Source organism: Alicyclobacillus fodiniaquatilis (assembly GCF_042678105.1).
Lineage (GTDB): Bacteria > Bacillota > Bacilli > Alicyclobacillales > Alicyclobacillaceae > Alicyclobacillus > Alicyclobacillus fodiniaquatilis.
Genome location: NZ_JBHUCX010000067.1, coordinates 1 through 23,006 on the forward strand (window position 1 = coordinate 1; position 23,006 = coordinate 23,006).

Sequence of the window (23,006 nt, forward strand, 5' to 3'; positions counted from 1 at the left end):
GACAGATACTCAGTCAGTTAATCATATACTTTCCAGACCGAGTGGAGAACTATATCCGCTAGTTTTATCGAACGGAGTTTACACAAAATTATTGACAGACCCCACTGCCGCAAGCATGACGGTTCTAGCCATACTTGCGGCTACGACAAACAACCGTCACCTCTTGATAGGAACCCACTATGCCATGAACACCTTTGACAATGTTCTTATGATTCCCGTTGCACTCGCGGCTCGTCTCATGCTGTTTCACCTCAATCAAACGCATCTTGCACGATCCCGAGAGTGACAAGCGCTCCTCTGTCATATCAGTGTATCACCATGCAAGCATGCGATTAGGCTGGTCTTCGTCATTCGCCCCGTTTATCAAAAAGATATATGCACATTATTGTTCACGTATAGGTTTCATTGCATCAACGATGAGAGAAACGAACCCGAGTCTACCATTTTGATTTCTGTGATCGAAACGCTTTGAGCGGTAGATAAATCCGTTGGCTTCATCCCAATCTCTAGAGTGGAATTGCCCTTCTTCATCGCACCATTCCAACAACTCCACTCGAAAACCTGCTTCTTCGAACATTTTTGTTATGGATCGATATGTATGAACTATTTTATGACTGGCGGCTGGATGAGCGATAGGTCCAGGTCCTCCAACTTGTACCCCGTTTTGATATTCCTCGTCAGGAAAAAAACCATCGGGAACCGCACATCTGATATATCCACCTGGCTGTAGAAAGTCAAAACAGATTTTTGCCGCTTCCCGTCCTTCGTCATAGGTTAGGTGTTCCCAGACATGCTCTGCCAGAATTGCATGCAAAGTATCTGCTTTAAATCTTTGTCCCCAATCATCCCTCTGTAGCAAATTAAGTTCGGTCTCTTGGGTTTGTATCCAACCTGGATTGTTATTATATTCGCCAGCCCCAACAACAACTCTCAATTTTTCTTCAGTCATCAGCGGTCCTCCGGTTCCAGATATTCGTCTACTCATGTCCCAATTGGTGTGTCAATGATGGTGAGATTGCGCTTTGTTATCTCCTAGCCACTGTGCCATCAATTCCAATAGTTCTAGCGAACCCTCCCGTTCCATAGGTTCTATATTGTGTGATTCCCTACATATGGTTTCGATATTGTCATCTATCGTTGTGGCTTCGAGTAACCTCACAAACCCAGGTCTAATGTCATTCATTGCGTTAAAATACCTTTTCTGTGGTTCGATGAAGGCTAAATGATCCTCAAAACCTCTACGACTTCTTGTGGCATCGTTATCCTTACGAAGTCTCAATTGATTTTCGCCGATATGTAAAATAAAGTACTTGTCTGGAAATCCAATCTTGCCGTCAATGATATTCGTTCTATAAGAAGTTCGTTATCGTTTCTAGGCTCTGATTGAACAATGAAAAATTGTAGGACCAGTTGTACCACATCGGTTGGAATAGGTCCCCGTCAAATAACACGATTTCGTAATCCTTAAGTTTCTCTTGTGCAATTGCCCATCGCTCGACTTGCTTTTCAAAATACCAAAACAACGGCTCTGGATTGGGGCGATTGCGCCATAAAGCATTGACCTCTTGGATATGATAGGCATTGTATCTCTTGGATAACGCTCTACAAGTCGTAGTCTTACCCACTGCACTTGCTCCGTCAACACATATCAATGGCATCCTTTGTCCTCCTGTTGGATCATTCTGTCTATGCTCTATTTTCTCACAGCCCCATGGGGTAAAAACGCGTGAACCCCTTTTGTTCCATTGACGATTTGCGTGATTCTCAGATCCACGATCAAACTCGACAACGCCAAGGCTTCTTTACGATCAAATCCATATAGTTCCTGTAATACTTCCAACATGCCTTCTAATGCAATCACGGTTGCTTCGTTTAAGTCTTCATGAAACCCGAATGTGATCCATCCATTTGCCGTTTTGGCCCTTGGCATCGAGAGCTTTATATCCGATCTCAGGTTGAAGGTCAGATCAACAAGTTCCATAGGACATTCCAATGCGGGAACGCCGACTTCTCCATCTCCCTGCACCGCGTGGCCATCGCCGACAGAGAATAAACCGCCACATACCGCAATCGGAAGATATAGCGTACTACCTGCTACGAGTTCCTTACAATCGATGTTCCCTCCACAAAAACGAGGAGGAAAGGTTGGCTGCATGCCTTCTAGATCTGGGGGCATACCCATAATCCCCATGAGCCAGGTACAACCTGATTGATTTGAATTTCAAGAACCATCCCTGGCCGCGCACCTTTCATCTCGACTGGGCCGCACAGTGCATGCCCTTGTTCAGGTGTCTCAAGCCGCTTCCTCGTGCCATCTTCAGCGAAGGGTTCTAACCCCCATCCCGCATCTAATGTGGTAAATCTAACGGTGTCACCGCTTTCAATTGATATAATTGGCTTTCTATCACGTGAAAAAGGGCCATGAAGCGTTTCTCTGCTTGGAGAAATATAATGAACCGTCATTAAGCTTCCCTCCACTCATATCCATAAATATCTATTTTTGTTAAGTATAACGTATATAGCCGGTGTTAGCTTAAACACCCACATAAGACTAAGGCCCCTGTACTCAGCGCGATTACCGTCCAAGGCGGTAAATATTTGTTCCAGTTCGATCCGCTGTAAACCGAATACAAAAACAAGCCCGGAAAAGTAAACCGGACTTCAATGCTTGTTCCATATTCGTTTCAGTTCCTCATAAAAATTTCCCCGCGTCCCAACCAACAAAATCAACACGAACGGCTCAATGCCATCTTCTTCGACCACGGCGTACGCCACACGATGTTCACCGTCCACATAACGGAAACCGACAGCGTATACGCCGCTCAGATCGCCAACCTTTGGATCGCCCTCAAATGGAGATTCGCAAATGTCTCGCATCGTCTCTTGATATTTACGCAACAGCGGCTTGTCTTTGAGCTTTTTCAAAACCTGTTTTGCTCGCGATGACAGTTTGTATGGATAATCACTCATCAGTATTGATCAACTCATCCATGAAGTCATCGCCATCCGACTCAGAGCCACTGAGAGCCTCTTTTCGCGCATCCGTGACCAGTTCTTTCATGGCGGCCATCATACCCTCTCGTCGCCTTGCAAACTCTTTTTTTAGTTCCTCGCCGGTTAGGCCAGCGTCCGCCAAGTCGTTTATGATCTCCTGTGAAAAGTCCATCGGGTCTTCTGGGCGCACAGGTTCCAAAATGAGGCACCCACCTTCAATGAAAGCGTGGAGCACTGTCCCCATATCCAGTTGTTCAAAAAATTCCTTTGGAATCGTGACTTGCCGTTTTCCAGTAATACGGACATATTTGTCCATACCAGAGTGCCCCCTTTCCAGCACATTCTTAGCATATGCCGATTGCGTCATGTTTAAACGACCTCCTTGTATCCTTGATTCAAGGATACAACAGAATCTAATCATCGCAAAAAAAACTATAAAACCGCCCCATGTGTCCGAGATCGGCTTTTATAGTTGACATCACTAGCGTTACCTCGTTCGTCAATGATCCGCGTTCATGATTCGTTTCATCTCTTATGACGTGGATCATCAACTATCTATGGTCGTTCGTAAAACAAAATGGATTCACCTTGAGGCAGTGAATCCTTTTGCAGTACAAATCAGCGAGGGGATTTTTCAATCCCCTGTCACTGACCGCCGAATGCCAATCACCGGCCCAACTGTTCTGCCAAAAACGCAAATGCGGCTTCCTGGGCATCGGCAGGAAATGCGTGAGGGCCGTCGAAAAAGCGCAGACGCACTTCAGCGTAAGCGCGCGCGGCGTCGGCAAATGCCTGAACCCCGCGCTGCGGAAAGATGGGATCCTTTGATCCTTGGCTGATAAAGATTGATTTTGCGTTCAACAATGGAGCCAGTCCTGGCGTGTCGCCGAGTTTCAACAGACCGGGAATATACCAGGCGATGTTGTGTTGAATCCCTTCCTCGGTAAACGACTTTGCGGTGCCGATGCCGCAACTCGAAACGCCCACCCGCACACGGTCGTCCAACAACAGTGTGAACAATACGTTCTGGCCGCCCAAGCTATGGCCGATGGTCGCCAGGGAATCCGTCAGCACTTCTGGCCTAGACAAAAGATAATCCGTGACATACATCGCATCCAGTGTGTACTCTCGCTGTAGACATGCCCCTTCCAGCAAAGCCTTGGTGCCCAGAAATTGTTCGTGCGCCCGGCCAAAAAAGGCGTTGTTCCGCTCCTCGAAGCCAATGGCATCCCAAGTGACAACCACATAACCGCGCTCGGCAAGTCTGTGCGCATAATGCATATCCGGATTGCCGGCAATTCCAGCAGGCTCGCTTTTGCCCAAATGATACTCGCCATTGTGCTGATGGTGGGCCAAAATCGCCGGACGCGGCTGGTCGGTGCGCGGCAGAAGCAGATAAGTCGGAATGACGCGTCCACCTGCGCTCAACAGCAGCTTTTCGCGTCGGTACAGCGGCAATTCGACTTGGTCCACGACAGTGGCCGTGACCTTCTCGCGGTTGTGTAAACCGCCGCCAAGCACTTCTACAAATTGCTCATACAAGTCGTTCACCAACGTATGCCCCCATCCCAAAATTGACGAACTTTTCGCGACATCATACTGGCAATGGCTCGATACTTACAAAATGTTCAGCACATTACGAGCTCGACGTCCGCTACAGACGTTGATCGCGACAGCTGACCTCGCGTTTCTTCCATTATAAATGACCGTATTGCTTGGGCGCGATCACGATGCAAAGAATGACGAACACATCGCCAGCCTCTGCATCGCGAAATTAGCAATATTCCAACACGCCAGCCTCAACGAATATCTTTCGGCTCATCCGTCGGATGTTCAATCGTCAGGCCTTCTGCATGTTTGCGCCGCATGATGTTTCGCTTTTTCCGCACCTCTTTTGACTCCAGCACAATCGCCAAATCGTAGTTCTCGGGATACAATTCCTCACGCGAAAGATAAGGCGATATGCGCTTGACATTGATGGTCAATTTCTCTTTCTTGACGATGACACCCAACTTCCCGCGCGCATCAGGCAGTCGATAGACTATCCCGCTTTGCTTGAGCGGATGAACCCACACCCTATCCCCGATTTGAAATGCGACGTCACTCGCTTCCGATTTCTGCGGTCCCTCACTTGGCAATCGCTTGCGGATACGTTCCCGTACTAATCCACTTTGAGCGGCAGTCGACTCAGATGTCTTCTGTTCCGACTGCGAACTGTCCACCGACGTCTGCGCCCCCCGCGCTTCAGGCGTCCCTTCCATCTGTACAGATGCATTGCGTTGATCTCCAGCAATCTCGCGCGAGCGCGCGATGATTTCTGGCGCCACACCCAACTTCAGCGCAATTTCAAATGCGTAACTGCGTCCCGCCTCACCAATGCGCAAGCGATATTGCGGTTCTAGTGTCTCGATGTCAAATTCCATCCGCGCGTTCTCAAAGCCAGCGGATCGCTTCGCAAACTGCTTGATCTCGTTGAAGTGCGTCGTCGCGACAATGGTGGCGCCGCGCCGATACAGTTCCTCCAGCACGGCGATGGACAGTCCAATCCCCTCGCCGGGGTCTGTCCCTGACGCCAATTCGTCGAGCAGAATTAACGTGTTGGGCCCTGCCGCTTCCAGAATCTCGATCACGCTTTTGACGTGCGCCGAAAACGTGCTCAACGCGTGCTCGATGCTTTGACCATCGCCGATATCGACGAACACATCGCGAAAAACCGCAAATTCACTGTCCGCTTCCACCGGAACCAAAAGTCCAGACTGTACCATCAACGAAAGCAACCCAACTGTTTTCAAACTGACCGTTTTGCCCCCTGTATTGGGACCGGTAATCAGCAACGCCCGATATCCTGCCGTCGGACCAATGGCAAAATCAAGCGGCACGCGCTTTCCTTCAAGCAGTGGATGACGTCCGCCACGGATGACAATGCGCCCCACATCGTTTAGACGAACGGATCGCCCGTCGAGCACCTTCGCGTATTTGGCCTTGGCGAACAGAAAATCGTAGTGGCCGACCAATTCCAAATTGGCTGTCAACGCCTCGGCATCCGCTTCCACCAACCCAGTCAGCCTGCTTAACACCCTCGTCTTTTCCAAATCTTCCTCCGCGCGGCAGGCCTCCAGTTCCTCCTGCAGCGGCAAAATGTCGGCAGGCTCGATAAAGACGGTTTGCCCACTGGCTGATTCATCTATCAACGCCCCCTTCACACTCCGCTTGTGATCCCGTTTGACCGCCAACACATAGCGTCCGCCGCGCATGGTGACAATGTGTTCCTGCAGATAACTGCGATACTTCTGCAGCGTGCTGTCCAATTTCTTTTTCACGCGCTCTTCGATCACGCCCGCTCTTTTGCGCAACTTGGCGAGCGTGTCACTGGCGTGATCGGCCAGTTGCCCGTGCTGGATACACCGATTCAACTCGGCAAGCAAAGGCTCCAAATCGTGCAGCGCCCACACATACGCGGCAACGCGCGGCGCAATGGACTCTTTCTTCGCCATATAGCGCTTGAGCTGTTGCGTGCTATCGATAAACCGCGCCATGTCTGCCAATTCCCGTTCGGACATGAGGAATCCTTTACCAAGATGGCTCATCCCCATTTCAATCCCTTCCAGCGATGGGATCGGCACACTGGAGCCGGTATTGACGATGGCCAACGCTTCTTCCACTTCGGCGAGTTGTTGGGAAATCTTTGGCAAATGATCAATCGGCGCCAGCGCTGCCACATGTGCTTTGCCCAGGTAGGACATGGCGTAATGGCGCAATTCATCTTTCATTTTGTCATATTCCAGTTGTTGCATCACTTTGTGATTCAAGGCGTAGACCCTCCCGCTGGTCTTATTGTGAAACCATGTACACATCCCTGCGGAACGGAGGCGTACCTCCTGCATCGCCCTGACAACTTCGACGTATGCCGAATACAAAACATAAAAAGGCAGGGAAGAACCTCCGGTTCATCCCTGCCATACGACGCGCCACATCAGCTGCAATTGTGCACAATGATGGCGTCATCCGCTAAATGCGCATAAAAAAAGCGTGCATCAGTGCACGGCTTTACGCAGATATGTCGGTATCTGGCGATGTTTTCCCGTTGTCCTGAACGAATTTCCGCAGGCATGTTGAAGCGTACCCAAATACAACACATCAAAAATGTGCTCATACGCCGTGCGCGCATTGAAAAAACGAATCTCCATTCGTCAATGTCGCACATGTCTGCTGCCTAAGGTCAAAACGACCTCACGGCTGATATGAAATTCATTTAATTCAGAACAACGACCTTTGACATAAAAACATCCCCCTAACAAGTTGCAATAAAAGCGTAAAACCTTTTGCGCGCTTTGTCAATTGCGCTTTGCAAAACGGGCAACCTGCTTTATCATCGCGTTTCCGTAACCTCGCCAGACGCGTATCGCTACTGACGAAGTTGTTCGTAACGGAAACAACTTGTCACGTGGTCCATCACCAGGCCTGTGGCCTGCAGATACGAATAGATGATGGTTGGTCCAACAAAATTGAAACCGCGTCGTTTCAAGTCTTTGCTGATCCGTTCCGATAAGGCTGTGCTGGCTGGCACTTCAGCCAAACTGGCCCAATGATTGACCAGCGGCTTCCCATCGACATATTGCCACAAGTAGTCGGCAAAACTGCCAAACTCGTCTTGCACTTGCAGAAAAGCTTTGGCATTGCGAATGGCAGCGGCGACTTTCAACCGATTGCGCACGATGCCTGAATCGGCAGACAACAGGTCAGCCACCTTCTCCGTTCCATATGCAGCGACACGTTCAACATCAAAGCCGTCAAACGCGCGGCGATAATGTTCTCGTTTGCGCAAAATCGTATACCAGCTAAGCCCTGCTTGGGCGCCCTCCAAAATCAGGAGCTCGAACAGCTTTTGGTCATCGAAAACGGGCACGCCCCACTCCTCGTCGTGGTAGGCAATGTAAAGTGGGTCCGCATTGACCCAACCGCATCTTTGCAAATGATCCCTCTTTTCTGCAACATGGCCACCAGCCACAGTGGCCATTTGATGTCTCCATTCACCCGTTACCGCTTTTCCTCTTCCATGCCAAGCACTGCTGGCTGCACGTGGATGGAGCGACTCGCCACCATACTCCAGTCCATTTTGAGATAACGGAATCCGTAGGACAAGCAGATCAGCACAATCAGTGTGCACAAAGAAAACCATGCGCCGCTTTGACCCAAATGAAATACCGTGGTCAGGACAATCGTCAACGGAATGAACACAATCCAGTTTAAGATCAGCGACATTCGGAACAAAAACGTCGTATCGCCGCTGCCGCGCAACCCGCCGGAGAAGATGATGCCAGCGCCGTCAAACAATTGAATAAACGAGGCAATGTGAATCAATGAGACAGCCAGTGTATACACAGCGGCATCTGCAGTGTATATCTTGGCCACACGCAAGGCAAACAACCACAAAAAGATGGAGAACAACGCCATGAATATCAACCCGAAACCGACTGTGTACAAGCCGCCTCGTTTGGCGTCAAGCGGCCTTTTTCTGCCTACATCCTGACCGACAATAATGGTCGCGGCCGCAGAAAAGCCGTTTGCAGGCATAAAGCCGAGCGACAGAATATTCAAGGCCATCTCGTTGGCGGCGACGGCGACTGTGCCTAACCGCGTAATACAGGCGGTAAACACCAACATGCCCAGACTCATCGACAACTCCATCACGCTCAACTTGGCGCTTTCCCAGATAATAAGACGCATAGGTTCCCAGTGGATGCGTTGCCATACACGCGTGCTGAACTTGCGCTGATACAGCACATAGTAAACAAACAAACTCGAGGTAAAACCGATACCCTCCGTGATAACCATACTCCAGCCAGCGCCATCGAGCCCCAAACCATGAAAGGAAAAAGCACCGTAGGTCAAGATGTACGTGAGCACAATCAGCGCTGAATTGGTGAACATGGAGATCAGCATCGGTGTTTTTGTATCTCCGACAGCGCGCATATAGGCGTAAAACACGTTTGTAAACATCGAGAACAAAAAAGCGAACATGCGAATGCGCAAATAAGACGTCCCAGCGTGAATCAGGGATGGATTTGCCCCCACCCACGTCAAAATTTCGCGCGGCAACGTGAGACTGGCGACGAACCAGAGCACATCCAGGACGAGCGAGAGCAACAGCGCAATTTGCATGCGCTGGTTGCCTGCTGACATCGACTTTTCGCCATAATTCTGCGAGACCAAGTAGTTGATGGATTCGTTCAAACCCGCAAACAAAGCCCAACAATTGTACATCAAGATGTTGCATATCCCGACAATCGCAATCGCCGACGCACCCAACCGACCAACGATGATCAGCGTCAACATGCCTGTTAACGTCTGTGATGAAAACGTCGCAATGGACGGCAACGCCAACTTCAAAATCCGTCTCCCCAGCGGCAACACAGATTCCTTCTTTCCCGAAATGATGGTGAAATCCCAGATGCGGCAAAACAATGACCAAATGAAGTTTGAACGCAACGACCAGATGGCACAAAAAAGAGGCTACAGGTAAGCGACCCGTAGCCTCTGTCCTATCTATCGGTCAGAAGTGAGGATGTGCTTACGTCTTGACATCGGTTTGCAAATCAGCAAATTGGTTTGATGCTCCATTTGCCAAAGTCGTCTGGCACACCCATTTTGCACCAACAACCACCCATGTCAATCCGTACAACATATCCACCACCACCTTTAAAATCGTGTCAAATTCGCAATGCTTAGACAGTATATCTGAATTCATCATCGGCGTACAGCACAATTTGACCGACATTTGCCAGACATGCGCAGCGCCTTCATGAATCCTTATTCGCGTTCCACTCCGCCACGTAATCCGCCAGCACCTGATGCAGTGCATGACCAATTTGCACATATGACGCATCATCCAAATTTGCAAGCGACACGCGGATGGACCATTCCGGCCCATAAAATCCGCCGCCGTTCAACAAGACAATCGACGAATTCTCCGCCAAGCGGAACAGGATGTCGATAGGTTCATAATTTTTTTGCAGATAATCTGTAAATGCTTGTCCGTAATGGTGATTCGCCCACTCTTCCAAATCAAACTCGGTGTAATAATCCGCATCCTTCGGCAAATTGGGTTGCGGCAAATCCAGCCCCTCATACAACAGCTTCATCCGCCGCTGGCAAATCTCTTTGGTCAGCTGCTTATATCGATTCTCCTTATCCAAGAGGGCAAAGGCCGCAAAAAGAGCCATTTGCACCTGTTGCGGCGTAGATAATCCCGCAGTGTGATTGAGCGCAACCTGTCGGCTATCTGCAACCAATCGGTCGATAAATCGCAGTTGTTCAGGATGTTCGTTTAACGACGCATACCGGGCGTGCAGCAAATTCACTTGTTTCTCCGGCAACTGCTGCAGCAGTTTGTCAAATATGTTATCTTGATGAATCGCGACGACACCAAGCCGCCAGCCCGTCACGCCAAAGTACTTGGAAAATGAATACACGCCAATGGTGTTGTGTGGCAGATCCGCCATCAACGAACGATAACCATCCACAAATGTGCCATAGACGTCATCGCTGATGATCATCAAATTCGGATTCTTGTGCTGAACGATGTCCACCAACTGCTTGACTGTGTCCTCGGACATTGCCACCGAAGGCGGATTGCTGGGATTGACGAGGAATAGCACTTTAATCGACGGATCGACCAATTTTTCAATCTCAGAGGCCGGGTATTGCCATGTGTGATCCCCATGCGCATCGAGATCTGAGGCCTTGATTTGCACCACGTCAAATTGATAGCGCGCCAAATGGGGAATTTCGACGTATGGCGGAAAAATAGGCACCATGATGGCCACTTTATCTCCACGTGAAAGCAGATAGTTCTCCAGCAAGGAATCAAATATGTAGCACATTGCTGCAGTTGCGCCCTCGACGGCAAACAAATCGAATTTACCGCAAGCAGGATTGTTCTCGCACATCTCTTGAATGAGAAAATCATGGACAATCTTCTCAACTCGCACAAGCATCCGATCAGGCATGGGATAATTGTCCCCGATGATGCCATCGACCAACTCGTGCACCCATTCATCGGCGGCAAATCCTTGCTCCTTGACGCCATACTCCACAATGGATGCAAGCAATTTGATGCCTGGTATATGCGCATTCGCTTTGATGTACGCATCTAAGCGAGACGCTGCGCCTTCAATAGCCGGTTTACCCGCCAAATCCTGCTCATCCCAAACCCTGCGGCTCTCCTCAACGGCAAATTGGCCCAACGCAAAAAAAGCCTCTCGCGGCGTCGCGGCAATCCAATTGGGATTCCCCCGCCCAGCGTTGAGCATCGCACGCGCGCTTTTCTTCTCATTGTCCTCAGCCAGATGGATCAGTTTATTTTTAAATTCAAAAGGGCTAATTTTTTCAAACGGACGCTCTATGTCACGCTGTGCGGCAATCTTTTTATCCATAGCTGCTAAACTCCTCTCACAGACCGCTGCTCCCACATATCCCACACGGTATTATTTGCCCGGGAATCCAGAACTATACTTGCCACTTCACGCTGGGCGCGTCCAGCGTTCAATCAAAAAAGCAGGCGCACACCTTGGATGCGCGCCTGCGAAAAGGACAAACTGGCGTTGGCCTTTCAACCAGCCAGACCGTTCATATCTTTAGTTTGACAGCGTCCAATCGGGTGCCACAGGCCATGCGCCAAGCGGTCCGAAATGGCTGGCTGGAATGTTCAACTTGCTGCTATACACCGTCACATCTTGCAAATCCCACAAGAAGACGAGCGGCAATTGTTGGTTTACAAACTTGTTGAACTTTTGGAACTGCTCACCACGACCCGCTTGCGTGAAATCGGACGGCAGTGCCCAAGTGTTGTAAATCAACTTGTCGATCTCGGTGTTCGAATAACGACCGAAGTTATCTGGGTCTTTTGTTCCCCACATGCCACGCGGATCAGGGTCGGCACCCAGTTCGTTGGACATCAGCCACATATCAATGTTTGAGTCATTGTTTTCCAAGCGTGAGATGAGCGTGTTGAAATCAAGCGGCGTGTCAACGACCACGTCCAAGCCAACCGCCTGGAGATCTTGTTGAATCGCCGTTCCTTCACTTTGCGTCACGGTGTTGCCACTTGAATAAACCAAATGAATTTGCAACGTCTTGCCTGTTTTCGGATCAATTCTCCATTGTCCTTTTTTGACATAACCCGCTGCGTCCAACAGTTGTTCGGCTTTCTTCGGATCGTATTTGTACTGGTTCAACTGGCTCGCAGGTGTCGCGGCCCAAGAAAAGCTGTCCGGCGTCGGCGAGTTGATAGGTACCGCCATCCCCTTGTACAACCCTTGGATCATTTCCTGGCGATTCAATGCGTACTCGATGGCTTGACGCACTCTCACATCTGAGAAATACGGTTTTTTATCTTCTAATCCCAAAAACGAATATTCGAGACTGGGATCCGTATGTTCCGAGACGCCAGGCTGCCCTTTCAGCTTCAGCTTATCATCAGAGGGAATGCCGTTGATGGCATAATCCAACTGGCCGTTCTGAATCATACTTGGCTCGACATCTGGACTCACATACTGCAAAACGACGTTTGCGATTTTGGGTTTTCCCCGCCAGTAATCCGGGTTCGCCTTAAACTTGTCCACGGATTGACCATTCGCAGATGTCGGAATATACGCGCCTGAGACGACCGTCGGTTTACGGTCAAATGGCATGGTCAACCATTTGGAAAACGGAATATTTTTCAGCACATGCGCTGGCAGCGGCGTGATCCAAGCTAGATCCGCAGTCAAAAACGCAGCGTCTGCCTGATTGACGTGAACCTGAAATTCCTTGTCATTGATGATCGTAAAACCGCCTGTATCGGCAAAGGATTTCGCCTTGCCACTTTGAATCTTGCTTTCCCCGACCACGTTATCGACCAGATATTCAGATTGCCCCTGAAGATGTGGCCCGTTATAAGCGGGTGAAGCCAAAAAATTCATATCCAATAAAACGTCTTGGGAAACAATCGGCTTCCCATCCGACCAATTGGCGTTCGGCTGAATCCAGCAAGTCAAAGTTTTGTGATCCGCCGAATATTTATACTTCGACACCAACCAAGGTTCGATACCCAATTTGTTGTTAAAGTTCAGCAGCGGATCGAAAGACAATTGCCACATTGCACTTGTATATCCACTGGAATCAAGGTTGGGAATGAATTCGTCATTCCACTTGGTCCCTTGCGCCACGTGAAGTGTCGTGTCGGTCGATGTACCGCTCTGTTGTGTGCTAGATGTGTTTGTCTGATTGCCGCACCCAGCAAGCAATATCGCGGTTGAAGCAACCACAGAGGCGCCTGTCAGCCATGCACGCGTCGTTTTTCTCATAAGAGCAATCCCCCGTTTTCCACATTCACATCCTGCAGATAGATGAGGTAGCTGTCAGATGACAGCACCACCATGTCTCCACGTGTGAATCTGTCTTGAAAATGATTCTGTACCTTGGTGTGCGCCATCCGCGATGCCTGGATTGACTGGCATTTTCATGATGCTGTCGGTGCGGGACGCATCACGCATAGCAGTATGTCGTTTCCTTTGCCGCAGCAACTTATAGCATTTGCCCAGCCCTGCCAAATATGCGCTCTATTATCTTATAAAGCATATAGGTACAGTGGGATTATAGGGATATGCACTCATCATGTCAACAATTCTCCATTATGAAGAATAAAAAAAATTTCGCACACCGAAAAGAAAGCCTTTTCAAGGCTATGCTGAAAATAAAGCCGGTACCTTTGCACGCATCACTCGCGATGCCTCGATTGATTGGAATTTTATGGTTATTATGGTGGGGACGCGTCACGCTTGGCGGTCTACTACGCTCATATATGGCGATCTCGTTGCTTGATTCATGCTCATAGAGGTACAATTGCCTTCGTCATGCGGTATGCCGCAATCATGTTTGTAAGGTGGTTCTGCGATGAGTGCCAAGCTTACACCGAAACATCTTCAATTGAAAGAACAGATTAAAGAGTGGATCGTTCTCGGGACGTTTCTGCCCGGGCAACAAATTCCTACAGAGCACGAGCTGGCGCAGCAATTTTCCATGAGCCGTCATACCGTTCGCCAAGCCATCGCTGCTTTGGTGCATGAAAAGTGGCTTTATCGCACACAAGGCAAAGGAACCTTTGTCAGCAATCTCCCGCTGTCTACGTCTGCTTCTCTGACACCAAAATCGCAGAGCCATTTGATTGGCGTAGTGACTACCTATATATCCGATTATATTTTTCCCTGGATCATTCGTGGCATTGAGGCGCAACTTCGTCCTAGAGGGTATGCGATTTTACTGTTGAACACAAACAATGACTTCAACCAAGAGGCGCAAGCCCTGAGAGTCATCTTGGAGAAACAGGTGGATGGCGCCATCATCGAACCGACGCGGAGCGCCTACCCCAATCCGAATATGGATCACTATTTTTCCTTGCTACAACAACAGATTCCCATTGTCATGTTGAACAGTATGTACCCGGAGCTCAATGCGCCATCTGTGCGCATCAACGATAAAAGAGGCGGCGAACTGGTGACAAGCCATCTGGTTGAGCATGGGCATCAACAAATAGGTGGCATCTTTAAATCTGATGATTTGCAGGGGAAGTTCCGCTTTCAAGGGTTCCTGCAGGCACTGCAGGCAAACAGTGTGACTTTCCAAGCAAAACTAGTGAAATTTTACACCACTGACGAACGGCACAGTATTGCGCAACAATATGTGAACCTAGTCTTGCAACTGCCGTCCGGTGAACGCCCCAGTGCAGTGGTGTGCTATAACGATGAGATCGCCATCGATTTGATGCAGACATTCAAGCAACACGGCATCAGCGTGCCCACTGATATATCTGTCGTGGGATTTGACGATTGCCAGTTGGCATCGGCTGGGGATATCAAGTTGACGACCATCAAACACCCAAAGTTCGCCATGGGTGAACAAGCCGGTGAAATGATTCTCAAAGCCATTCAAAAAGAGCCGACGGATGATCTGATGTTCGAACCCGAACTGATTGTCCGTTCATCTAGCAAATAAACGGCCATGCTGCGACATCATCAGCATGGCCGTGATGTGTAAAATTCCATTCCACGCGAAAGCATCCTCGCTCGCCTCGCTCGCGCCCATACGGACGCTTCAATGCTTCAACGTTGGTGTAAATCTCATATCACCTGTTCGTCATATGAGCACCTGCGCATGCTTACACATGACTGCGCGAATTTCAAAATAGCTGACTTCTGCCGGCAACTGCGCTTTGAGCGGCTTCAGTTTTTCCACACCCACTTCCGCAATCGCCGCCAAAATCTGCTGTTCATGTTCACTATTAATGATGGTGTCCCAATCCATCGCATGGCCTTCCTGCGCGCTGCGAATGATGTGATTCTCAATGGTGATGCGGGACATATCGCGTTTTTTGGCGATGTCAGCAATGGTTTCCCCCGCTTGGTACAACTGATAGGAAACAAGATGACTCGGTGTCTGGCCGTCGTCCACTCCAGCTTCACCTGCGTGCTGTGTCGCTTGCGCACCAACCGTCCGCATGTGCGTTGCCCGTGTTTGCTTGGAATCTTCTGTTGAAGCCGCTGCATACGCTTGTAGACAGGTCAAAAAAGCGTGACCATACTTCGCAAATTTGAGTTCACCGACCCCCTTCACCGCCAACATGCCCTGCTCATCCGTCGGACAAAGTGCAGCCATTTCCCGCAGCGTGCTGTCCGAAAAAATCACATACGGCGGCACGTGTTCGCGCTGCGAAATCTCTTTGCGAAGCGCGCGCAATTGCTCAAACAACCCATTGTCCAAGCGTTGCGCCTGTGTTTGTTGCACGACTTTGACAAACACCTGCGCTTCGTTCTTCAGAACTCGCGCTGCCTGTGGTAACAATTGCAACACCGGATACTGTCCTTCTGACAGCTTCAAATATCCATCCGCCACCAGCGTATGGATATAGCCGACAATCTCTTTCTCTGTGCGCCCGCGCATCAAGCCATAGGTCGGCAAGGCGTCAAACCCCAATTGCCGTATCCGCTTTTCCTTTGCGCCACGCAGAATACCGGCAATCAACGTGGTGCCAAACCGCTCCTTCGTTCGATACACACAAGAGAAAATCTGCTGCGCCAACACGGTGATATCCTGCAATTCGAACGCTTCATCACAGTTGCTGCAATGATCACAACGCGCTGGCGCATCCTCCCCGAAATAGCGCAGGATATACGCGCGCAGACACATGGTCGTATGGCAGTAATCAATCATCGCCTGCAGTTTTTTATATTCGCTCACTTTGCGCTCGGGCGCTGAAGTCGTTTGTTCAATCAAGAACTTCTGCACCTGCACATCCTGCGGACTGAACAACATCACACATTCGCCTGGATCCCCATCGCGCCCAGCGCGCCCAGCTTCCTGATAATAGCCCTCCAGATTTTTTGGCATATTGTAGTGGATGACAAACCGGATATTCGATTTGTCGATCCCCATGCCAAACGCGTTTGTAGCTACCATCACCCGCGTTTCATCATAGAGGAACTGATCTTGACTCGTGGCGCGTTCATCATCGCTCAATCCGGCGTGATATCGACCGACCGCATGCCCCTTCTGGCGCAAAAATTGGTATAGACCGTCCACTTCTTTCCGGGTTGCCGCGTAAATTACCCCCGCCTGCCCAGGATGATTCGCCAGATATTTGAGCACATAATCCTTTTTATCTTGGCCGTGCAACACCGAAAACGCGAGATTTTCGCGATCAAACCCCGTGACGAACACGTTCGGGCTTTGCAAAGACAACAGTTCGCCAATATCTGCGATGACTTCTGTGGTCGCTGTCGCCGTAAATGCCGCGATGACAGGACGATTCGGCAATTTGGCCAAAAATGGCGCAATGGCGCGATAACTCGGCCGGAAATCATGCCCCCACTGCGACAGACAGTGCGCTTCGTCAATGGCGACAAGCGCTGGCTGCAGCGACTGCAACAGGTTGACAAACGCCTCCACTTCAAGTCGCTCCGGCGCGACATAAAGCAGTTTGAATTCGCCGCGCCTCGTGCGTCGCAACCTGTCTTGCGCCTCAGACGCCGTCAATGTGCTGTTGATAAACGTGGCTGCAATGCCCAAGCTCTGCAATGCGTCCACCTGGTCTTTCATCAGCGAAACTAAGGGCGAGATGACCAACGTCAGTCGCGCATACATCAACGCAGGCAATTGATAGCAGATGGACTTCCCGCCGCCGGTCGGCATGATGCCAACCGTGTCTTGCCCATGCAAAATGCTGGAGACGATGTCGCGCTGTCCGACCCGAAACGCGTCATATCCGTAGTATTGTTTTAAGAGCCGCTCGGCTGCTTGCAATTTCGCGCTATCTTCACCCATCATATCCGTCCTCCGAGGTATGTCCCTGCTTCCATCGTAAACCAAGCTGCAACGCGCGTCGATATCGGATCGAACAGTGATCATATGGTGAAATATCAATTTCAGACAAAAGCTCGTCAAAAGCGTGCATTCTTTTTGGCAGAAGAACAGTTTATTGTAGAGCTATCTTGAAACTCAACGTTTGTCAAACCTAATCACAATGGAGGCGTTTACAGATGACCTTGCAGGTTGCTGCTGATCGACTGTCCCCACTGACGGAAGAACAACTGAATCAGTATGAGAACGACGGGTACATCATTTTGCGAAAAGCGTGCAGCGATGACCTCATCGATATGTACAATGCACATATTCATCATATACGCGCGCAAGATGACATGCCGGAGTGGGCGGTGCCCAAAAGAGGGGCATGGACGGACGCAGACAGGTTTTCCATTCGCGTTTTCAACCCGCACTTACACGACGGTTTCTCATTGCAGATGCTAAAACTTCCAATTGTCCGCGGCGCTTTGGCGCAAGTGTTGGGCGACGAAGCTGTCGGCGTGCAAAGCATGTATTTTTATAAAGAACCTGGCTCACATGGTCAAGCGGCCCACCAGGACTACTACTACATTCGCAACGAGCCGAATACACTGACTGCAGCGTGGATGGCGCTTGAAGATATCGACGAGGAAAACGGTTGCTTGTTTGCCATTCCCGGCAGCCACAAGTTAGGGTTGCTTCCACATGGCAAGGTGAAAAATGTGGAGGAACATGAGCCATGGACGGATGAAACAGAAGGGGCGGATCTGTCAAAGGAAATTCCCCTAGTGATGGAGAAAGGAGATATTGTGATTTTTCACAATCTCTTAATCCACTCTTCCCGTAAAAACCGTTCTACAGATCGCTGGCGCAGATCATATGTCGGTCACTATATCCGTCATGACTCAGTGATTGAACGGGAAGATTTGAAGAAGAAAATCCCACTATATTGATTTTTCAAAGGGGGGACGACATCCAATATGGCGATGCGCAGTTGGAGCAACCAAAGTCCCCCTTTTTATGCCCAATGCGTCAGTTGCGGTTCTGTCGTCTATCCACCAGGCGGGACATACGGCCCGCGCATTCAACAGTACCTTCAATTGGTCATCCTGCATACAGGTCACGCCGAGATCCACATCGATGGCCAGATTCATCACCTGTTGCCAGGACACGTCGCTTTGCTGCACCCTGGTCATCAGGAGGAATTCATCTTCTGCAAAGAGGCGGAAACTTGGCACCGCTGGATTGATGTTCTGCCACAGTCGATATCCAATCGTGGCGAGCAAATGCTCGATCACCTGCCGTTTGCCATTCCGCTGTCAGATGCGATGAACCAACTGACAGATTTGCTCTACGCGTTATCCCACAGCCCAGGCGCAAACAAGAAGGATGCGCACATAGGCGCTTTAGGTGTCAGCGCACTCTTGCTTTACATCGCTGAAAGCCAGCAGAAGGGGGCAGCGTGCGCAACACATCCGTCGTTCCTGTCTGTCAAAGCGGAAATTCACGAGAACTACGCGAAACCGCTGACCCTGAAAACACTCGCGCAAATTGCGAATGTCTCTCCCGAATATCTGATCCGGTTATTCCGTCAATATGAGCAGATCACGCCGATGCGCTACTTGTGGAAAGTCAGGGTGCACCGCGCCGTCGAACTTCTGCGCAACACCGGCTTGTCATTGGCAGAAATCGCCGAGCAGACAGGTTTTCAAACAAGCTACCATCTGTCCCGTTTGGTCAAAGAGCACATGGATGCGACACCCACTGAAATCCGTCGCGCCAGTTGGCGCGGCACCCTCTACGAATGATTGTAAATGATGCCGCAAATCTAATCTCTGACTTGGCCTTCGCCGCGCACTACATATTTGTAACTGGTCATTTCGCGCAAACCCATCGGTCCACGGGCGTGCAACTTTTGCGTCGAAATGCCAATTTCCGCGCCATAGCCGAACTCAAAGCCATCTGTAAAACGTGTCGATGCGTTGTGATAGACCACGGCTGCATCGACACCGTTTAAAAATGTCTCCGCTGCATCCGCGTCCTCTGTCACAATCGCTTCCGAGTGCAGACTGCCGTATTGCGCGATGTGTGCCATCGCTTCCTCCAGACTGCCCACCACTTTGACGGCCAACGTAAAATCGAGATACTCGGTTGCCCAATCTTCTTCCGTCGCAGGCAATAGTTCACCTGACTGCCAAGCGAGATTTGCACCCTTCAGAATGGCCAGGCTCTGTGCACACGCCCGGAGTTCAACGCCGCGCGCGAGCAAGTCACGCGCCACCTGCGGCAACCAGTTTGCAGCAACAGATGCGTGAACCAACAAGGTTTCTATCGCATTGCAGACAGACGGCCGCTGTGTCTTCGCATTGATGACAATTGGCTGTGCTTTCGCCAAATCCGCTTCTTTGTCCACATAGACGTGACAATTGCCAACCCCTGTCTCGATGACCGGGACTTTGGCGTTTTGTACCACACGTTGAATCAGACCTGCTCCGCCGCGCGGAATCACCAGATCTACCAGACCACGCGCTTCGAGCAACACATCGACAGAGGCGTGATCGACCATTTCAATCAGTTGAATCGCTTCGATGGGCAGGCCAGCGTTTTGCATCCCTGTTCGCAATGCGGCCACCAGCGCCTGATTGGAGCGCAGCGCCTCGCGCCCGCCGCGCAGCACGATGGCGTTGCCTGTCTTGATGAGCAGACCTGTGGCATCGACGGTGACATTCGGGCGCGATTCGTAAATCATCGCAATGACGCCCATCGGCACGCGAAGTTTGGTGATTTCCAAGCCGTTTTGCAGCTCGTTTTTGTCCAGCACTTCCCCTACAGGATCCGCCAACTCCGCCACCTGCTCCAAGCCTTCCATCATCTGCAATATGCGCGTTTCATTCAGCAACAGCCTGTCGATGCGCGCCTGAAGCTGCCCTGCAGCCTGCGCATCTGCCACATCAGCTGCGTTTGCCGCGATGATGCCTGCCCGCTGTTCCCACAATGCGGCTGCCATGTTGCGCAGTGCTTCATTTTTCACAGCCGTGGATGCGGCTGCCAGTGCACCTGTCGTCCTCTTTGCGCCTTCAAGCTTGTTGAGCACATGTTCTGTCAATGTCGTGGATATTGTCATCCGAGCGCGCCTCCTTTGCATACGACCATATCGTTGCGATGGACAACCTCTTGTAAATTGTAAAGCCTCTCGCCTGCTTGGCGCTGCATCAGCAACATCGCCAAATCACGCGAGGAAAAATTGACGACCCCTCGGCCAATCATCAACCCTTCCTGTGTCACCAGTCCGATGACCGCGCCTTCCTGAAAATCTCCCTCCACCCCAGTCACACCAGGCATCAACAGGCTTTTCGACTGGCGGGTCAACGCACTCGCTGCACCGGCGTCAACGATGATGCGGCCATCCAAGCGCGATCCATGCATCAACCATGACTTGCGTAGGCCGACACGAGATGGCGTCGCGTGAAATGTGGTGCCAACGCGCTCCCCGCGCGCAATTTTAAGCAAAACATCAGGTTCCTCACTGGCTGCGATCACGACATCTGCGCCCGATTGCACCGCGATTTTCGCAGCTGCGATCTTCGTGCGCATCCCGCCTGTCCCGACCGAGCTGTTCGAGTCACCGGCCATCCGCTCCACGTCATCGGTGATCTCCCAGATATCCGATATGCGACGAACATCCCCGCCCGCTGCCGGATTCCCAGTATACAGTCCATCGATATCCGTCAGTAAAACGAGTCGATCCGCCTCCGCCACCAATGCCACCAGACTGGCCAGTGTATCGTTGTCACCAAAGCGAATCTCCTCGACCGCCACCGTGTCATTTTCGTTGACGACCGGCACAATGCCGTTCTTCACCAGGGTCAGTACCGTATTGCGCACATGCACAAAGCGTTTGCGATCCTCCACATCCGCGCGCGTGAGCAGCAGTTGTCCAATCAGAATTTGCTCATCGCGAAACAGTCGTTCATACGTATCCATCAACAATCCCTGGCCGACCGCCGCCGCTGCTTGCTTCTCTGGAATGGTGATGTTGGCGCGCCGCCATCCCAATTTGCTCAACCCAGCTGCGACTGCGCCAGAGGACACCAGCAACACCTGCCAATCGCCTTGGCGCTGGATGTTGGCCACTTGCGCCACAAGCTGTTCCATCTTTTGCACACATAAACCGCGCTGGGCATCGGCAATGGAGCTAGACCCCACCTTTACCACCATCCGCCGTCGCGTTCTCCCAGACTTCATCTGCCTACCCCTCCTTTGCCAGTAGCTTTTCTCCATGCAAAAAAGCCCTTCATCCTGAAGGACGAAAGGGCTTTTCCGCGGTACCACCTTCATAGACGTCTGCACAAAAGATGTCAGATGACAATCCGACACATTTGCTTGAGCGTCCACTCTACCCGAGTAACGGTCGGTACCGTTCCGCTTTTCACGGAATGCTCTGGAGACGGGGAGCGAAAAAATTTACACCGACGCAGGCTTGCAGCCATGGACCTGCGCTCTCTGACGGTTGACCATTTCGCTAAACTCCATCATTGCGTGTTATGCAATTCACGTTTCACTGACGATTTCGTCATTTATATACCAATACACGCAGAATGTCAAGGAAGTTGAAGTGAAAATCACACTCTAGTCGTTGAATCGCTCAAGTCCAGCCAGTTTCTTTCTTCGGCAGTCAACTGAATATCTGCAGCCTCGCGGCAAGATTGCATCTCAGCCTCATTTTGCGGTCCGATGATGGCACAAGCCGGGAATGCCTGATTCAATACATACGCAAGGGCGATTTGAATGGTCGTAACCCCTTTTTCTTTCGCCAGTTGCTCTGCTCGGCGATAGCGCGTCCAGTTCGCGTCATTGTAAAACACGCGCACCAGATCCGCATTGCTCCGATCCTCCGGCGTAAATCGCCCTGTGAAAAAGCCGCGCGCCTGCGAAGACCAAGACAACAGCGGCATTTGCGTCTTTTCGTGCCATGCGAGCGTCTCTGCGTCTGCCGATACACAGCCTGCCCAATATGGCTCAATCGCTTTGGCAAGACTCAAATTGGGGCTGTTGAAAGCAAAGCCTTTCAGGCCGTGCGCCGCCGCGTAGTCATTCGCTTCCTGCAGTCGCTCATGTGTCCAGTTGGAAGCGCCAAAACAATGAATGCGACCAGCCTCCAAGTGTTCGTTCAACGCTTCCACAATGGGCCCGACCTCGACGCTTGGGTCATCCCGGTGCAACGCGTATAAATCGACGTAATCTGTTTGCAGCCTGTCGAGACTGATGGCCAACTCTTCGTCAATCGCCGCCTTGTTCACACGCGGACCGTCCGCATTGTGATGCGCGCCTTTGGTCAATATATTGACATCTTTGCGATTATTGCGAGATTGTGTCCAAAGACCAATCGCCTTTTCGCTGTTGCCGCCAGCATAGATAAAGGCGGAATCGATGGTATTGCCGCCGATTTCTACGAACGAGTCCAGAATTTCACCCACGCGTTCAATGTTGTCAGGATGGAAATAATCTGAACCCATCACCAATTGTGAAACCGGTTTGTTTACGCTTGGAATTTCGATGTACTTCATGCTGAATCGCTCCTCATTCTCTCAAATTAGGCAATGCCGTCGCTTGTCAGATCATGCGCGATATCGCTG

19 protein-coding genes are annotated in these 23,006 nt (G+C 50.7%); 3 read left to right on the plus strand and 16 right to left on the minus strand.

Annotated features, from left to right (window positions below; all coding sequences use genetic code 11):
- Positions 1-382: 382 nt before the first annotated feature.
- From ACFSB2_RS17330 to ACFSB2_RS17385, 12 genes are all read right to left on the minus strand, one after another.
- Positions 383-949: a class I SAM-dependent methyltransferase gene (locus ACFSB2_RS17330; RefSeq protein ID WP_377944362.1), complete on the minus strand. Its 567-nt coding sequence runs from the start codon at positions 947-949 to the stop codon at positions 383-385.
- Between the two features lie 400 nt (positions 950-1,349).
- On the minus strand, positions 1,350-1,658 hold the full coding sequence (locus tag ACFSB2_RS17335) for a deoxynucleoside kinase (RefSeq protein ID WP_377944363.1): 309 nt from the start codon (positions 1,656-1,658) through the stop codon (positions 1,350-1,352).
- Positions 1,659-1,693: 35 nt separating this feature from the next.
- Positions 1,694-2,176 (minus strand): acetamidase/formamidase family protein, encoded by a 483-nt coding sequence (locus ACFSB2_RS17340; protein WP_377944364.1) that lies wholly within the window; start codon positions 2,174-2,176, stop codon positions 1,694-1,696.
- Positions 2,161-2,463 carry a hypothetical protein gene (locus ACFSB2_RS17345; RefSeq protein ID WP_377944365.1) on the minus strand — a complete coding sequence of 101 codons (303 nt, stop codon included), beginning with the start codon at positions 2,461-2,463 and terminating at the stop codon, positions 2,161-2,163. Before ACFSB2_RS17345 ends, ACFSB2_RS17340 begins: the two co-directional genes overlap by 16 nt.
- 198 nt (positions 2,464-2,661) lie before the next feature.
- Complete coding sequence (locus ACFSB2_RS17350; RefSeq protein ID WP_377944366.1) at positions 2,662-2,970, minus strand: type II toxin-antitoxin system RelE/ParE family toxin; 309 nt, start codon at positions 2,968-2,970, stop codon at positions 2,662-2,664.
- On the minus strand, positions 2,963-3,361 hold the full coding sequence (locus ACFSB2_RS17355) for an AbrB/MazE/SpoVT family DNA-binding domain-containing protein (protein WP_377944367.1): 399 nt from the start codon (positions 3,359-3,361) through the stop codon (positions 2,963-2,965). The genes ACFSB2_RS17350 and ACFSB2_RS17355 overlap by 8 nt, the downstream gene beginning before the upstream one ends.
- Before the next feature lie 299 nt (positions 3,362-3,660).
- Positions 3,661-4,545, minus strand: coding sequence for an alpha/beta hydrolase family protein (locus ACFSB2_RS17360; RefSeq protein WP_377944368.1), 885 nt, complete (start codon positions 4,543-4,545; stop codon positions 3,661-3,663).
- Positions 4,546-4,793: 248 nt separating this feature from the next.
- Entirely contained in the window at positions 4,794-6,803 is a 2,010-nt protein-coding gene (locus ACFSB2_RS17365; RefSeq protein WP_377944369.1) for an endonuclease MutS2, read from the minus strand.
- A 596-nt stretch (positions 6,804-7,399) separates the two neighbouring features.
- Entirely contained in the window at positions 7,400-8,011 is a 612-nt protein-coding gene (locus tag ACFSB2_RS17370; protein ID WP_377944370.1) for a DNA-3-methyladenine glycosylase I, read from the minus strand.
- Positions 8,012-8,031: 20 nt separating this feature from the next.
- Complete coding sequence (locus ACFSB2_RS17375) at positions 8,032-9,405, minus strand: MATE family efflux transporter (protein ID WP_377944371.1); 1,374 nt, start codon at positions 9,403-9,405, stop codon at positions 8,032-8,034.
- A gap of 389 nt (positions 9,406-9,794) precedes the next feature.
- On the minus strand, positions 9,795-11,429 hold the full coding sequence (gene aspD, locus ACFSB2_RS17380; protein WP_377944373.1) for an aspartate 4-decarboxylase: 1,635 nt from the start codon (positions 11,427-11,429) through the stop codon (positions 9,795-9,797).
- 201 nt (positions 11,430-11,630) lie between these two features.
- Entirely contained in the window at positions 11,631-13,340 is a 1,710-nt protein-coding gene (locus ACFSB2_RS17385) for an ABC transporter substrate-binding protein (RefSeq protein WP_377944375.1), read from the minus strand.
- Positions 13,341-13,929: 589 nt separating this feature from the next.
- On the opposite strand from ACFSB2_RS17385, the gene ACFSB2_RS17390 reads away from it, so the two are divergent.
- Complete coding sequence (locus ACFSB2_RS17390) at positions 13,930-15,027, plus strand: GntR family transcriptional regulator (protein ID WP_377944376.1); 1,098 nt, start codon at positions 13,930-13,932, stop codon at positions 15,025-15,027.
- A gap of 141 nt (positions 15,028-15,168) precedes the next feature.
- On the opposite strand, the gene recQ is transcribed toward ACFSB2_RS17390, so the two are convergent.
- Complete coding sequence (gene recQ / locus ACFSB2_RS17395; RefSeq protein WP_377944377.1) at positions 15,169-17,352, minus strand: DNA helicase RecQ; 2,184 nt, start codon at positions 17,350-17,352, stop codon at positions 15,169-15,171.
- Positions 17,353-17,567: 215 nt separating this feature from the next.
- On the opposite strand from recQ, the gene ACFSB2_RS17400 reads away from it, so the two are divergent.
- A complete protein-coding gene (locus ACFSB2_RS17400) occupies positions 17,568-18,323 on the plus strand; it encodes a phytanoyl-CoA dioxygenase family protein (protein WP_377944378.1) in 756 nt (251 codons plus the stop codon).
- 27 nt (positions 18,324-18,350) lie between these two features.
- Positions 18,351-19,178: an AraC family transcriptional regulator gene (locus ACFSB2_RS17405; protein ID WP_377944379.1), complete on the plus strand. Its 828-nt coding sequence runs from the start codon at positions 18,351-18,353 to the stop codon at positions 19,176-19,178.
- 20 nt (positions 19,179-19,198) lie between these two features.
- On the opposite strand, the gene ACFSB2_RS17410 is transcribed toward ACFSB2_RS17405, so the two are convergent.
- The 3 genes from ACFSB2_RS17410 to ACFSB2_RS17420 form a co-directional block, all read right to left on the minus strand.
- Entirely contained in the window at positions 19,199-20,494 is a 1,296-nt protein-coding gene (locus ACFSB2_RS17410) for a glutamate-5-semialdehyde dehydrogenase (RefSeq protein WP_377944380.1), read from the minus strand.
- Complete coding sequence (gene proB / locus ACFSB2_RS17415) at positions 20,491-21,615, minus strand: glutamate 5-kinase (protein WP_377944381.1); 1,125 nt, start codon at positions 21,613-21,615, stop codon at positions 20,491-20,493. Before proB ends, ACFSB2_RS17410 begins: the two co-directional genes overlap by 4 nt.
- Positions 21,616-21,992: 377 nt before the next feature.
- Positions 21,993-22,937 carry an aldo/keto reductase gene (locus ACFSB2_RS17420; protein WP_377944382.1) on the minus strand — a complete coding sequence of 315 codons (945 nt, stop codon included), beginning with the start codon at positions 22,935-22,937 and terminating at the stop codon, positions 21,993-21,995.
- Positions 22,938-23,006 lie beyond the last annotated feature (69 nt).